The sequence below is a fragment of the Amycolatopsis sp. NPDC051128 genome (assembly GCF_040682715.1).
In the GTDB taxonomy this organism is placed as follows: Bacteria; Actinomycetota; Actinomycetes; order Mycobacteriales; family Pseudonocardiaceae; genus Amycolatopsis.
In genome coordinates this window covers 54,195-65,803 of sequence record NZ_JBFBBN010000056.1, presented here as the reverse complement: position 1 = coordinate 65,803, position 11,609 = coordinate 54,195, and the positions used below count along the sequence as shown (strand labels likewise).

Here is an 11,609-nt window from a genome sequence, read left to right as displayed (position 1 = left end):
GTCGCTCTTCCCCTTTTGGCGGCGTTTCTGCCGGTTCGGTCGGTTGACCTCCACGACGTGCACGTTCTCGGTGAGCAGGTAGCGGGTCAGCCGAACGCCACATTGGGGCGCATGAGAGCCCGGGTCAGCGCGGGGCCAGGCCGCGCACCTGCTCGAACGGATCGTCGCCCGTCGGGAGCAGCGCGATGACCGGCGTCGTCAATCCGTTGTCCACATAGGACCGCACCTGTTCCCGGCACGACTCGACGCTGCCGTGGATCACCAGCTCGTCGACGACCGAGTCCGGGATCACCTGGTTGGCTTTCTGCCGGTCGCCCGCCGCCCAGGCTTCGTGCATCGGGGCCAGCGCTTCGCCGCGGCCGAGCCAGTCGTGGAACGCCGCGTACACCGGGACCGTCAGGTAGCTCGAGATCAGCATCCGGCCCAGCCCGCGCGCGGCCTCCGCGTCCTCGGTGGGGCAGACGAAGATCCGGGCCGCCAGCTCGACGTCCGGGCCGATCTCGGCGCGCACGCGCGGCACGTCCGTGGCCGCCAGCCAGTTCGTGATCGCGCCGTCCGCTTCCCGCGCCGCCAGGCGCAGCATGCCCGGCCGCAGGGCCGCCAGCATGATCGACGGCGGCGGGTCGGCCGGGCGCTCCAGCCGGAACTTCGAAACCGAGAACGTCTCGTACTTCTCGGTGACCTTCTCCCCCGTCAGCGCCGACCGCAGGAACCGCAGCGTGTCCCGCGAACGCGCGAACGGCTCCGAGAACGCGGCGGCGTTCCAGCTCTCGACGATCACCGGGGACGACGCGCCGATGCCGAGGACGAACCGGCCGGGCGCGAGTTCCGCCACGGTCGCCGCCTGCATCGCCAGCAGTCCGGGGCCGCGTGTGTACACCGGGACGATCGCGGTGCCCAGCCGCAGCTGCGGCGCCCACTGCGACGCCAGCACGAGCGGCGTGAACGCGTCCGCGCCCGCCGTCTCGGCCGTCCACGCGTCGGTGTAGCCCAGGTCGGGCAGCTGCTCGACCAGTTCGCGGTGCGCGGTCAGCGGCACGCCCGTCAACGGGATCGTGATGCCCCAGCGAGTCATGCGTTCTCCTTTTGAACGGCGGACAGCTCGCGCAGCAGCCAGTCGACCTGCGTGCGCATCAGGTTCTCCGCGACCTCTTCGGCCTGCGGCGTCATGTGGGTGGCGCCCGCCAGCGGCAGGAAGACGTGCGGCCGGCCCTTCGCCAGCAGCGCCGACGACAGCCGCAGCGCGTGCGCGACGAACACGTTGTCGTCGGCCAGCCCGTGCACGATCAGCAGCGCGCGGCTCAGCTCGGCGGCGCTCTCGATCAGCGAGTTGTGCGCGTAGCTGTCCGGTTCGTCCTGCGGCTTGCCCAGGTAGCGCTCCGTGTAGTGGGTGTCGTACAGGGACCAGTCGGTGACCGGCGCGCCCGCGACGGCCGCGTGGAAGACGTCCGGCCGCCGCAGCACGGCCAGCGCGGACAGGTAACCGCCGTACGACCAGCCGCGGATCGCGACGCGCTCGACGTCCAGCTCGGGGAACCGGGCCGCCGCGGCCCGCAGCGCGTCGACCTGGTCCTGCAAGGTCACGTCGGCGAGGCGCCCGGCGATCTCGCGCTCCCACACCGCGCCGCGGCCGGGGGTGCCGCGGCCATCCGCGACGAGCACCGCGAAGCCCTGGTCGGCCAGCCACTGGGACGTCAGGAACGCGTTGCGGCTCTGGAGCACGCGCTGGGCGTGCGGCCCGCCGTACGGGTCGAGCAGCACCGGCAGCCTGCCTTCGCTCGGCTCGTACCCCCGCGGCAGGAGCAGCGCCGCACGGAGGCCGCGCTCCCCCAGCGTCAGCCAGGTCAGGTTCGGCACGATGTCCGGGTCCACAGTGGACGTCGTGATCGTCGCGACCGGCGCGCCGTCCCGCAGCACCGAGACGCGCGGGCCACTGTGGTCCAGGCTCCACGACGAGAGCACGGTGACCGCGGCCGAGCCCGCCCCGATGTGAACGCCGTCAACAGTGGACAGGCGGCGCACCGAAGCACCTTCCGTCCGGAAGACGTGGATCTGCGTCGGGTCGGCCTCGGACGCGCTGAAGAGGATCTCGTCGCCGACGTCGAGCACGGCCCGCAGCTGCAGCCCGGCCGGGGTGACGGCCTCGCCGCCGACGAACAGCCGGTGGTCGCCGTCGACCATGCCTTCGGTGACGAGCCTGCCGTCGGGGGTCCAGGCCGGGACGCCGCCGACGATGTCGATCCAGTGCTGGTCGACCGCCGTGTGGAGCACCGACGTCGAGCCGTCGGCGACGTCGAGGGCGAGCACGTCCATCCGCTTCTGGTCGCGCGGCTGCACGGCCAGCAGCGGCGCGCCGCCCGCCGACCAGTGCACCGAGGCGAGGTACTCCCAGTCACCGGGCGCGACGTCCACGCGGGAGCCGTCCAGGCCGAGCACGGCGAGGGAGACGAGCGCGTTCGTGGTCCCCGCGGCCGGGTAGGCGACGACGTTCGCCGGGTTCTGCGGGTTGGCGGGGTCGGCGATGGTCCAGCGCGGGACGGGGCCGCGGTCGGAGCGCTCGGCCAGGACGCTCCGGCCGTCCGGGGCCCACCAGTAGCCGCGGGTGCGGTCCATCTCCTCGGCGGCGATGAACTCGGCCAGGCCCCAGGCGATGTCCTCGCCGTCCTCTCCGGCCAGCACGCGGTCGTCGCCGGTGGCCAGCTCCAGCACGTGCAGCCGCCGGTTCTGCACGTAGGCGACGTGCGTGCCGGTGGGGTCCGGCCGCGGGTCGATCACCGCGCCGTCGACGCGCAGCGTCACCTCGCCGGTGGCCAGGTCGAGCGTGTAGAGCTTGCCCGACAGCGAGAACGCCGCGACGGTGAAGGCCGCGTCGACGCCGTAGTGGACCACGCCGCCGCCGGTTTCGCGGGCCCGTTCGCGCCGCGCCCGCTCCTCGGCGGGCAGCTCCTCCTCGCCGGGCAGCAGCTCGGCGGCGTCGACGAGCTTCGTCTCGGCGCCGGTCGCCGGATCGGCCGACCAGAGGCTGTGCCGGGGGTCGGTGCCCGACTCCGCGCGCAGGAACAGCACGCGGGAGCCGTCCGGGGCGACCCGGAACTCCTTCGGCGCGCCGAGGGTGAAGCGCTGGGTACGGGCCTGCTTGCGGAGGAACGGGAGGTCGTCGGCTTCGGTCACGCCCGCACTCTTTCAGACGGTCAGCCCGGTGCGCCAACACCCTTCAGCTTCTTCAGTTCCGCGTCGACGTCGTAGCCCGGCTCCGGGAACTCGGGGCCCAGCTCGGCGAGGGTTTCGATGAGCAGCTCGGCGACCGCCCAGTTGCGGTACCACTTGTGGTCGGCGGGCACCGCGTACCAGGGCGCGCCGGCGGTCGACGTCCGCTTGAAGATGTCGGCGTAGGCCTCCTGGTAGGCCGGCCAGTGCGCCCGCGCCTCGAGGTCGCCGGGGTTGTACTTCCAGTACTTCTCGGGGGTTTCGAGCCTCGCCTTGAGCCGCTTGAGCTGCTCCTCCGGCGAGATGTGCAGGAACACCTTGACGACGGTCGTGCCCGCCCCGGCCAGGTCCTCCTCGAACGCGACGAGCTCGGCGTACCGGCGGCGCCGCTCGGCCGCCGTGAGCAGCCCGGAGACCCGCGGGACCAGGATGTCCTCGTAGTGCGAACGGTCGAAGACGCCGATCTGGCCGGGCGCGGGCAGCTGCTTGCGGATCCGCCACAGGTAGTGGTGGCGCCGCTCGGCCGCGGTGGGCTGCTTGAACCCCGCGTAGCGGACGCCCATCGGGTTCACCAGGCCGAGCACGTGCGACACCGTGCCGCCCTTGCCGGAGGTGTCCATGCCCTGCAGCACCAGCAGGACGCGGCGCTGCCCGCCACCGACGCCCTCGGCGTAGAGCGCCTCTTGCAGCGCGGAGAGCCGCGTCCCGGCGCTCTCGAGCTTGGCCAGCGCCTTGGGCTTCTTGCCGGGCCCGACCGGGGTCGAGCCGGGGTCCGGCAGCTCCCCGTCGATGCGCAGCGCGTCCCGGACCCGGCTTCCTGCGTCCTTCTCGGCCATCCGCGAAGGTTAACGACTCGAGCGGCGGTTTTCGCGGCGAAGAGCCGCGATTCGGTGGATTCGAGGACCGCGTCCACCGCTCCGCAGCGATCAGAGGGTCAAGACCGTGTACTGCGCAACGAACAACGGGTGAAAGCAACGATTCCCGGCTGAATTCTGCGTGTTCTGCCTCTAACCTGAACACATGACGACGTTCGCCGGCCGGGAGACCGCCGCCAGCTTCATCGAGCTCGACGAGCGCTGGAGCACGCACAACTACCACCCGCTGCCCGTCGTGATCGCCGAAGCCTCGGGCGCGACGGTGACCGACGTCGAAGGTCGGTCCTACCTGGACTTCCTGTCCGGGTACTCGGCGCTGAACTTCGGCCACCGCCACCCGGACCTGATCGCCGCCGCCGTGGCGCAGCTCGGCCGCGTCACGCTGACGTCGCGGGCGTTCCACCACGACCAGCTCGGGCTCTTCTGCCGCGAACTGGCCGAGCTGACCGGCACCGAGCTGGTGCTACCGATGAACTCCGGCGCCGAAGCGGTGGAGTCCGCGGTCAAGGTGGCCCGCAAGTGGGCACACCGGGTCAAGGGCGTGCCGGACGGCACCGCCGAGATCATCGTCGCCGGGTCCAACTTCCACGGCCGGACCACCACGATCGTGTCGTTCTCCACCGACGAGACCGCCCGCGCCGACTTCGGCCCGTTCACCCCGGGCTTCGTCACCGTCAAGTACGGCGACGCGGCCGCGTTGCGCGACGCGATCACCCCGCGCACGGCGGCCGTGCTCCTCGAGCCGGTGCAGGGCGAGGCCGGCGTCGTCGTGCCGCCGGAGGGCTACTTCGCCGACGTCCGCGCCGCGTGCGACGAGCACGACGTGCTGCTGGTCGCCGACGAGATCCAGTCCGGGCTGGCCCGCACCGGCACCGTGCTGGCGCTCGACCACGAAGGTGTCCGCGCCGACCTCTACACCCTCGGCAAGGCCCTCGGCGGCGGCATCCTGCCGGTGTCGGCGGTGGCCGGCCGCCGGGACGTGCTGGGCGTGCTGAAGCCGGGCGAGCACGGGTCGACGTTCGGCGGCAACCCCCTGGCCTGCGCGGTCGGGCGCGCGGTCGTCCGCCTGCTGAAGACGGGCGAGTTCCAGCAGCGCTCCACGGAACTGGGCGCCCACCTGCACGCGCGGCTGACGGCGCTGGTCGGCAACGGGCTGTCCGAGGTCCGCGGCCGCGGCCTGTGGGCGGGCATCGACATCGCTCCCGGCGGCCCGGAGGGGCGCGCGGCGTCCGAGGCGCTCGCCGCCCGCGGCGTGCTGTGCAAGGAGACGCACGAACGCACCCTGCGCGTCGCCCCGCCGCTGGTGATCACCCGCGAGGAGCTGGACCGCGGCATCGACGCGATCGCCGAGGTGATCCGCCCCTGAAACCACCGGATGCCGCCGGGTGAGCCTCCCGCCCCGGCGGCATCCGGGAGCACAACCTCCCCTCCGGACGTTGGGCCGGTATGGGATCAGGGGAATGGGTGGAACGGCCGCTCGCCGGCGCCGAAAGCGTGACGCCGGCGGAGCTGTACGAACAGGGGAAGCGCCTCCGCGAGAAGACGCCGGCCACCGTGCACGACCACGCGGCCGCCGGCGCCGACCGGCCGAGTCCGAAGCAGTACTTCGACGCCACCGACGCCGGACGGCTGCCCGAGCTGACCGAGCTCCGCCGTGAACGGATGCGGGCGTCGCCGTTCACCTTCTTCCGCGGCGCCGCCGGGCTGATGGGCGCCGACCTCGCCGGCACGCCGTCGTCCGGGGTCACCGCGCAGCTGTGCGGAGACGCGCACGCGGCGAACTTCGGGCTCTACGGCACGCCCGAGGGCAAGATCGTGATGGACATCAACGACTTCGACGAGACCGTGCCGGGCCCGTGGGAATGGGACCTCAAGCGGCTCGCGGCCAGCCTCGTGCTCGCCGGCCGCGAAGGCGGCATCGGTGAGTCCGGCTGCCGCGAAGCCGCCGAAGACGCCGTGAAGTCCTACCGGCGGACCATCCGCGCGCTCGCCGACCTGCCGTTCCTGCGGTCGTGGAACGCGCTGCCGGACTCGTCGGTGCTGTCGCAGGCGCGGGCGGACGAACTGATCGACGACTTCGCCGACGCGGCCGAGAAGGCCCGCAAGAACGACAGCGCGAAGGTCTCGGCCAAGTGGACCGAGCGCGTCGACGACCACCGGACCGGCCTGGCGCGGCACCGGTTCGTCGAGGACCCGCCGGTGCTCACCCACGTCGACGAGGCGACCGCGGAGGCCGTCGCCACCGGACTGACGTCCTATGTGGACACCCTGCGCGAGTCGCGGCGCACGCTGATCGCGCGGTACCGGCTCGCCGACGTCGCCTTCCGCGTGGTCGGCACGGGCAGCGTCGGGCTGCGCAGCTACGTCGCCCTGCTGCACGGCAACGACGACGAAGACCTGGTGCTGCAGGTGAAGCAGGCGCAGGCGCCCGCGCTGGCGCCGTACCTGGGCCTGCCCGCGGCCGGCCACGAAGGCCGCCGGATCGTCGACGGCGCCCGGCTCGTGCAGGCCGAGACGGACATCCTGCTCGGCTGGACCACCATCGGCGGGCTCCCGTTCATCGTCCGGCAGTTCCGGAACCTCAAGGGCGACCTGAACCCGGCGGAACTGGAAAAGGACCACCTCGACGACTACGGCAGGCTGGCCGGGGCCCTGCTCGCCCGCGCCCACACGCGGTCGCTGCACCCGAAGCTCCTCTCCGGCTACTTCGCCGACGACTCCGAGCTCGACGAGGCGATCGGCGCGTATGCCGTCCGCTACGCCGACCGAACGGAGGCCGACCACGCCGCCTTCTCGCGTAGCTGACCGGACAAGATCACGGTCAGCCCTGGAGAACGGCTTCCCGCCGTGCTAGATGTGCGTGATCAACTGGCGGTGAAGGAGGCGGCGTGGCGGATCTGAAGCGGCGGTCGGTGCTCGCGGGGGTGGCGGGCGCGGCCCTGGCGGCGTCGGCGGCTCCCCCTGCGGCGGCCGCGGGCACGGCGGCGGCCGCGGGTCCGGTGCGGCGCCGGGCGTTCCGCCTCGGCGTCAACTACACGCCGTCGACGCGCTGGTTCCACATGTGGGAAGACTGGCGCGAGGCCGACCTGCGCCGCGACCTCGACGACATCGCCGCGCTCGGGCTCGACCACATCCGGATCATGCTGCTGTGGTCGGCGTTCCAGCCGGAGCCGCACCTGGTCAGCGGCGAGAAGCTCGACCGGCTGGAGCAGTTCCTCGGCTACGCGGACGCCGCCGGGCTCGACGTCGAGGTGACGGTGTTCAACGGCCACATCTCGGCCCGCTACTGGACGCCGAACTGGCTGCAAACCTCGCCGAAGCCGGTGAACTGGTTCACCGACCCGGCGGCGCTGGACGCGCAGCACACGCTGCTGCGGGCGCTCGCCGCGCGGATCGGGCGGCACCCGCGGTTCCTCGGCTTCGACCTGTCGAACGAGCCGTACTACTACTGGGACGACTTCGCCGGGCTGTTCGTGCTGCCCGCGCAGGCCGACGCGTGGGCCCATGCCCTGTGCGCGACGGCGGAGGAGGTCGCGCCGGGCAAGGCGCACACCGTCGGCTGCGACCGGGCCCCGTGGGACGACGGGCGGCACTTCACCCGGAGGGGCCTGGCCGACGCCGGGAACGTGGTGGCGATCCACCCGTGGACGTCCTTCTCCGGCACGCTCAAGACCGACCCGCTCGGCGCGGTCGCGACGCACAACGCGGAGCGGCTCATCCAGGTGGCGCAGGCGTACGCGACGGACCCGGCGCGCATGGTCTGGATCCAGGAGGACGGCGCGGCGCCGTCGATCCACTTCAGCGACGCGACCCGCCCGCGGTACGGCGAATGGCTGTCCCGCTCGATCCGCAACGCGGCGAGTTCCGCGCACACGCTGGGCTTCACGTGGTGGTGCTCCCACGACGTGAACCCCTCGCTGGTGCCGAACCTGAACCCCCTGGAGTACGACCTGGGGCTGTACACGAACGACCGTCGCTTGAAGCCCGCGGGACAGGCGTTGAAGGACCTGGTGGCGGAATTCGACCGGACCCCGCCGAAGCCCGCGCCGCGCACGACGGCGATCGTGCTCCCGGACCTCTTCCCGACCTGGGGCAACGACCGGTTCTTCGCCTTGGCCGCCGAGGGGAAGCGGGTGGCGTTCGTGCTGCAGAGCCGCGCTGGGGACGCGGACCACCTGAAGCGGCGCGGGATCACGGAACTCATCGGGCTGCTTTGACCAGCTCCACGACGTCCGCGGCGCAGCCCCAGGAGAGAGTGATCCCCGCTCCCCCGTGGCCGTAGCAGTGCACGACGTCACCCTTCCGCTCCAGCCGCACCACCGGCCGGAACGGGCGCAGGCCCACCACGGACCGCAGGACCTCCGCCTCCGCCAGCGCCGGGACCAGCTCGCGGCAGCGGCGCACGATGTCCGCCGTCACGCCCGGGTTCGGGTCGGTGTCGCCGCGGCCCGGCTCTTCCGTGCCGCCGCACACGACGTGGCCGCCGTGCGGGATGACGTACGTCAGGCCGGGGCCCCGCTCGTCGACCACGAACTCCGTCAGGCCCGGGTCCGTCAGGTGCGCGACCTGGCCGCCGACCGGGACCATCGAGCCGTCGCCCGCCAGGCGGCCCGCGCCGAGGCCCGCCGCGTTCACCACCAGGTCCGCGTCCAGGCCCGTCAACGACGCCAGCGACCGGTACTCGACCCGCACGCCGCGCGCTTCGACCTGCGAGAGGAGCCACGTCAGGTACACCGGCGTGTCGACCAGGGCCGTCGTGAAGACCAGTTGGTCGTCGGCGCGGACCGCGTCGGCCATCGCCGGCAGCCACTGTGGCTCCGGTTCCCCCTGGGCCAGCAGGATCCGGCCGCGCCGGAACCGGACGCCGGGCGCCTCCTGCTCCCGCAGCACGCCGAGGGTCGCCGCGGTCCACCGCACGATCCGCTTGTCCGGGCGGCGCACCGGCGGGTACAGCAGCCCGCCGGCCACCGCCGAGGTCGACTCCCCCGGGCCGGCCGCCGCGACGACCGTGACGTCGTGTCCCGCGCCGGCCAGCCGGTACGCGCAGCTCAGGCCGATGATCCCGGCCCCCGCCACTGTGATCCGCATGCGTTCCTCCGTACGAAACCCGCTTCCCCGCATCGTGGCAGACGGGTGCGCCACGAGATCACGGCTACCCTCTCGCGAGTGAGGACGATCCGGGTGCCGGCCGCGGTCTGCGGGCTGCTCGCGCTGCTGCTGGGGCTGCCGTTCGCCGGCGGGACCGCCCCCGGCTCCGTCGACAGCGCCGCCGCGGGGGCCGTCGCGCACCTGAGCCCGGGCGCGCTCCGGGCACTGGTGCTGCCGACCGAGCCGTACGTCGTGCTCGCGCTGAGCGTCCTCGCCGTCGTCCTGTGCCTGCGCGCCGGACGCCGGGTCGACGCCGGGCTCGCGCTCGCCGCGCCGCTGCTGGCGATCCTGCTGACGGGCTGGCTGCTGAAGCCGCTGTACGACCGGTGGAAGAACGGCACCCTCGTCTACCCGAGCGGGCACACGGTCAGCCTGGTCGCGGTGCTCACGGTGCTCGTGCTCGTCACGCGGCGCATCATCATGGTCGTGCTCGGTGTCCTGGCACTGGTGGCGGCCGCGGCCGGGCTGGTCGGCCTCGGCTACCACTACCTCACCGACGTCGCGGGCGGAACGCTCTTCGCGGTCGCCGTCGTGCTGTTCACGTGGTCGGTGCCGCGTCGCGAGCCAGCGCCGTCAACCGGCTGACCGCGCGCAGGTACTTCTTGCGGTAGCCGCCGTTCACCATCTCCTCGGTGAACAGCGACGGCAGCGGCTCGCCGGAGACGACCACCGGGACGGCCCGGTCGTAGAGCCGGTCGGCGAAGGCGACCAGCCGCAGCGCCACGTTCTGGTCCGGCGCCGGGCGGACGCCGCGCAGGTGCACCCGGGTGACACCGTCGAGCAGCCGCCCGTAGCGCGACGGGTGCAGCTCCGCCAGGTGGGCGCACAACGCGTCGAAGTCGTCCACAGTGGACCCTCCGTGTGCCGCGGCGGACTCTTCGAGGACGGCTTCGGGGACGGGCGGCGGCGCGTCCGGCAGGCCGCGGTGGCGGTAGTCCGGGCCGTCGACGCGGACGACGCCGAACCGGGCCGACAGCGTCTGGATCTCGCGCAGGAAGTCCTCGGCGGCGAACCGGCCCTCCCCCAGCTTCTCCGGCAGGGTGTTCGACGTCGCGGCGATGTGCACGCCGGCGTCCATGAGCTCCTGGAGCAGGCGGGTGACCAGGGTGGTGTCGCCCGGGTCGTCGAGCTCGAACTCGTCGATCGCCAGGATCCGGTGCTCCGACAGCCGCCGCACCGCTTCGGGGAAGCCCAGCGCGCCGACGAGGTGGGTCAGCTCGACGAACGTGCCGTAGGCCTTGGGCGACGGCGCCGCGTGCCACGTCGAGGCGAGCAGGTGGGTCTTGCCGACGCCGAACCCGCCGTCGAGGTAGAGCCCCATCGGCCCGGACGGCGCCGCCGGGCCGCCGAAGAGCCGGAAGCGCTTCTTTTCCCGGCGGGCGCCGACCTTCGCGGCGAACGCCGAGCACGCCTCGACCGCGGCGGCCTGGCTGGGCTCGTCCGGGTTCGGCAGGTAGGTCTCGAACCGCACGGCGCCGAAGCGCGGCGGCGGCACCAGCGCGGTGACGAGTTCGTCGGCGCCGAGTTCGGGTCGGCGGTCGGTCAGGTGCGCGGGCATGGTCGCAGAGCCTATCCGCGCCACGGGCACCGGTGAGCGGGCAGATGCCCCGGTAGAGACGTGCTTCACGCTCGTGCTGGGATGGTTTCGTGCGAAGCGTGTGGCCACCGGGTGAAGCGGACCTCGAAGCGATCTACGCCTATCCGGAGAGACTCACCCGGCCCTGGGTGCAGGTCAACTTCGTCGCCTCCGCAGACGGCGCCGTCGAGATCGACGCGACGTCGGCGGGCCTGTCGCACGCCGCCGACCGGGAGGTCTTCCTCCTCGGCCGCGACCTCGCCGACGTCGTCCTGGTCGGCGCCGGGACCGCCCGCGCCGAGAACTACCGCGGGGTCGTCGCGAGCGCGAAACGCCTGGACCGCCGCCGCCGTCTCGGCCTCGCCGGCGTCCCGCCGATCGCCGTCGTGACCCGCACCGGAGACCTCGACCCGGCGTCGCCGCTGTTCACGGACACGCACGTGCCGCCGATCGTCGTCACCACGACCACCGCGGACGCCGGCGGGCTCGACGCCGAGGTCATCCGGGCCGGGGACGACGACGTCGATCTCCGGAAGGCCCTGAACCTGCTCGCGGAGAGGGGACTGCGGCGGGTCGACTGCGAAGGCGGGCCCGCGCTGTTCGCCGGCCTGATCGCCGAAGACCTGGTCGACCAGCTGTGCCTGACCGTCGCGCCGCTGCTCGCGGGCGGCGGCGCCGGGCGGATCGCCGCCGGGACGCCATCGGTGCCGCGCCGGATGGACCTCGCGTCGATCCTCGTCGAGGACGGCTACACGTTCCTGCGCTACCGGCGACACGTCTGAACGCGTGCACCGAAGCGGGAA

10 protein-coding genes are annotated in these 11,609 nt (G+C 73.0%); 5 read left to right on the top strand and 5 right to left on the bottom strand.

Annotated elements, in window-relative coordinates:
- Positions 1 to 124: 124 nt before the first annotated feature.
- From AB0M82_RS38290 to AB0M82_RS38280, 3 genes are read right to left on the bottom strand one after another with little or no spacing between them, the layout of a single operon-like run.
- Entirely contained in the window at positions 125 to 1,075 is a 951-nt protein-coding gene (locus AB0M82_RS38290; RefSeq protein WP_364732995.1) for an LLM class F420-dependent oxidoreductase, read from the bottom strand.
- Positions 1,072 to 3,171, bottom strand: coding sequence for a prolyl oligopeptidase family serine peptidase (locus AB0M82_RS38285; protein ID WP_364732992.1), 2,100 nt, complete (start codon positions 3,169 to 3,171; stop codon positions 1,072 to 1,074). Before AB0M82_RS38285 ends, AB0M82_RS38290 begins: the two co-directional genes overlap by 4 nt.
- 20 nt (positions 3,172 to 3,191) lie before the next feature.
- Positions 3,192 to 4,043, bottom strand: coding sequence for a PPK2 family polyphosphate kinase (locus AB0M82_RS38280; RefSeq protein WP_364732990.1), 852 nt, complete (start codon positions 4,041 to 4,043; stop codon positions 3,192 to 3,194).
- 184 nt (positions 4,044 to 4,227) lie between these two features.
- On the opposite strand from AB0M82_RS38280, the gene rocD reads away from it, so the two are divergent.
- From rocD to AB0M82_RS38265, 3 genes are all read left to right on the top strand, one after another.
- Positions 4,228 to 5,448: an ornithine--oxo-acid transaminase gene (gene rocD, locus AB0M82_RS38275; protein ID WP_364732987.1), complete on the top strand. Its 1,221-nt coding sequence runs from the start codon at positions 4,228 to 4,230 to the stop codon at positions 5,446 to 5,448.
- Positions 5,449 to 5,528: 80 nt separating this feature from the next.
- Positions 5,529 to 6,887, top strand: a complete 1,359-nt coding sequence (locus AB0M82_RS38270) for a DUF2252 domain-containing protein (protein ID WP_364732985.1) — start codon at positions 5,529 to 5,531, stop codon at positions 6,885 to 6,887.
- Positions 6,888 to 6,970: 83 nt separating this feature from the next.
- On the top strand, positions 6,971 to 8,299 hold the full coding sequence (locus tag AB0M82_RS38265; protein ID WP_364732982.1) for a hypothetical protein: 1,329 nt from the start codon (positions 6,971 to 6,973) through the stop codon (positions 8,297 to 8,299).
- Here the strand turns inward: AB0M82_RS38265 and AB0M82_RS38260 are convergent.
- Complete coding sequence (locus AB0M82_RS38260) at positions 8,283 to 9,170, bottom strand: FAD-dependent oxidoreductase (protein WP_364732980.1); 888 nt, start codon at positions 9,168 to 9,170, stop codon at positions 8,283 to 8,285. The two genes, AB0M82_RS38265 and AB0M82_RS38260, sit on opposite strands and share 17 nt — an antisense overlap.
- A gap of 78 nt (positions 9,171 to 9,248) precedes the next feature.
- Between AB0M82_RS38260 and AB0M82_RS38255 the strand changes: the two genes are divergently transcribed.
- Positions 9,249 to 9,815, top strand: a complete 567-nt coding sequence (locus AB0M82_RS38255) for a phosphatase PAP2 family protein (RefSeq protein WP_364732978.1) — start codon at positions 9,249 to 9,251, stop codon at positions 9,813 to 9,815.
- On the opposite strand, the gene zapE is transcribed toward AB0M82_RS38255, so the two are convergent.
- The gene (zapE, locus tag AB0M82_RS38250; protein ID WP_364732975.1) at positions 9,769 to 10,788 is read right to left on the bottom strand and encodes a cell division protein ZapE; all 1,020 of its coding nucleotides are present in this window, start codon (positions 10,786 to 10,788) and stop codon (positions 9,769 to 9,771) included. The two genes, AB0M82_RS38255 and zapE, sit on opposite strands and share 47 nt — an antisense overlap.
- Positions 10,789 to 10,877: 89 nt before the next feature.
- Here zapE and AB0M82_RS38245 point away from each other — a divergent pair, with 89 nt between their 5' ends.
- Complete coding sequence (locus AB0M82_RS38245; protein ID WP_364732974.1) at positions 10,878 to 11,588, top strand: pyrimidine reductase family protein; 711 nt, start codon at positions 10,878 to 10,880, stop codon at positions 11,586 to 11,588.
- Positions 11,589 to 11,609: the final 21 nt, after the last annotated feature.

Bases quoted from the DNA above. Each gene is read 5' to 3' on its own strand.
- AB0M82_RS38290 (WP_364732995.1), bottom strand. From the start codon at position 1,075: ATGACTCGCTGGGGCATCACGATCCCGTTGACGGGCGTGCCGCTGACC.
- AB0M82_RS38280 (WP_364732990.1), bottom strand. From the start codon at position 4,043: ATGGCCGAGAAGGACGCAGGAAGCCGGGTCCGGGACGCGCTGCGCATC.
- rocD (WP_364732987.1), top strand. From the start codon at position 4,228: ATGACGACGTTCGCCGGCCGGGAGACCGCCGCCAGCTTCATCGAGCTC.
- AB0M82_RS38270 (WP_364732985.1), top strand. From the start codon at position 5,529: ATGGGATCAGGGGAATGGGTGGAACGGCCGCTCGCCGGCGCCGAAAGC.
- AB0M82_RS38260 (WP_364732980.1), bottom strand. From the start codon at position 9,170: ATGCGGATCACAGTGGCGGGGGCCGGGATCATCGGCCTGAGCTGCGCG.
- zapE (WP_364732975.1), bottom strand. From the start codon at position 10,788: ATGCCCGCGCACCTGACCGACCGCCGACCCGAACTCGGCGCCGACGAA.